Here is a 2,161-nt window from a genome sequence, read left to right as displayed (position 1 = left end):
CCCCCGCTCCACGCCGCCCACCGCACCCGCCGCCCCGGCCGCGCCCGCGCCACCGCCCTTGCGCAGACCGCCCAGGAACCGGGACACCCGGCGCGAGGGCCGACCGCCCGGAGAGCGCGACAGCGCCCACGACAACGACAGATGGCACCGGGCCCGGGTGACCCCCACGTACAGCAGCCGCCGCTCCTCCTCGATCTGCGCCTCCGTCCTGGCGTAGGTGATCGGCAGCATGCCCTCGGTCAGCCCCACGAGGAACACCGCGTCCCACTCCAGGCCCTTGGCCGCGTGCAGCGAGGCCAGCGTCACCCCCTGCACGGTGGGGGCGTGCTGCGCGGCCGCCCGCTCGTCCAGCTCGGCGACCAGATCGGCCAGCGTCGCCCCCGGCCTGGCCGCGGCGAAGTCCTCGGCCAGCTTCACCAGCGCCGCCAGCGACTCCCAGCGGTCGCGCACCGCGCCCGAACCGGCCGGCGGCTCGCCCGTCCACCCCGTCGTCGACAGCACCGCCCGCACCTGGGACGGCAGGTCCGCCACCTCGTCCAGCAGCGCGTCGTTGCCGCCGAACCGGGCCGCGCCGCGCAGCGCCGCCCCGGCCTCCCGTACCTCCTGCCGCTCGAAGAACCGCTCCGCGCCGCGCAACTGGTACGGCACCCCGGCGTCCGCCAGGGCCTGCTCGTAGATCTCGGACTGGGCGTTGATCCGGTACAGCACGGCGATCTCCCCGGCCGGCACCCCGGCGGCGATCAGATCGCGCACCCGGCGCGCGGTGCCCTCGGCCTCGGCCGGCTCGTCCCCGTACTCGGTGTACGTCGGCGGCGGCCCGGCGTCGCGCTGCGAGACCAGCTCCAGCCGGTGATCGGCCGCCCGACCCCGAGCCTGGCTCAGCAGCCCGTTGGCCAAGCCCACCACCTGCGGCGTCGAGCGGTAGTCGCGGACCAGCTTCACCACCGTGGCCTGCGGATGCCGCGCCCGGAAGTCCAGCAGATGATCGGGCGTGGCCCCGGTGAAGGAGTAGATCGTCTGGCTCGCGTCCCCCACCACGCACAGACTGTCGCGCTCACCGAGCCACAGCTCCAGCAGCCGCTGCTGTAGCGGCGAGACGTCCTGGTACTCGTCCACCACGAAATGCCGGTACTGGCGGCGCACCTGCTCGGCGACGTCCTGGCGCTCCTGGAGGATGCCGACCGTCAGCAGCAGCACGTCCTCGAAGTCGATCACCCCGCGATCGCGCTTGAGCTGCTCGTACGCCGCGTAGAGCTGGCCGATCTCGGCGGGGTCCCGCGGCGCCTCCCGCTGCGCCCGCAGCACGGCCGCCGGATAGTCGGCCGGCACGGTCTGGGTGACCTTCGCCCACTCGATCTCGCCGGTGGCGTCCCGCAGCTCGCTCCGGTCCAGCTTGATCCGGCAGCGGGCCGCCGCCTCGCCGACCAGTTGCACCTTGCGGTCCAGCAGTCGCGGCATGTCCCCGCCCACCGCCTTCGGCCAGAAGAACTGGAGCTGCCGCAGCGCGGCGGAGTGGAACGTGCGCGCCTGCACCCCGCCCGCCCCGAGCTGCCGCAGCCGGCCGCGCATCTCGCCCGCCGCACGGTGGGTGAAGGTGACCGCCAGGACGCTGGACGGCTGAAGTATGCCCGCGCGCACCCCGTAGGCGATGCGGTGCGTGATCGCCCGCGTCTTGCCCGTGCCGGCCCCGGCCAGCACGCACACCGGGCCGTGCAGGGCCGTGGCCACCTCACGCTGCTCGGGATCCAGCCCGTCGAGCACCGCGTCGGCGTCCCGCGGCGGAGCCGGGAACTGGCTCGCCCCCGGGGCGTGCGGGAAGAGGGAGGAGTGCGTTGCTGCTGTCACCCTGCCATGCTGCCAGGTCGCCCGGGACGGACGGGACGGTTGTCCACAGCCCCGAGCCCCCGGTCGTACTGATGCGGCCCTCTGTGGACAGCTGCGCCCCCGCGCTCTGGCCCTCCGCCTACGGTCTCTCCCAACAGACGTCGGCCGACGGCGTCCGATGCATGCGTCCGGCGATCGCCACCGGCGCATGCGTTCGGCGATCGCGGCCGGCGGTCGACGGTCGCGTCGACGGACAGGTTCGACGGTCACGTCCGGCCAGGCGTCCGTCCGGGAGGGAAGGGAGGTGGCGGGGCGGGGGAGGTGGAGGAGGCGGAGG

1 protein-coding gene is annotated in these 2,161 nt (G+C 74.6%); it reads right to left on the bottom strand.

From position 1 onward, the window contains the following. A partial coding sequence (locus C6N75_RS27310; RefSeq protein WP_258177643.1) for an ATP-dependent helicase occupies positions 1 to 1,845 on the bottom strand: 1,845 nt, incomplete at its 3' end. Positions 1,846 to 2,161: the final 316 nt, after the last annotated feature.

It is taken from the genome of Streptomyces solincola (assembly GCF_002982015.1).
Lineage (GTDB): Bacteria > Actinomycetota > Actinomycetes > Streptomycetales > Streptomycetaceae > Streptomyces > Streptomyces solincola.
Note: the sequence above shows the minus strand (reverse complement) of the source record. Positions and strands in the feature narration are given on the sequence as shown.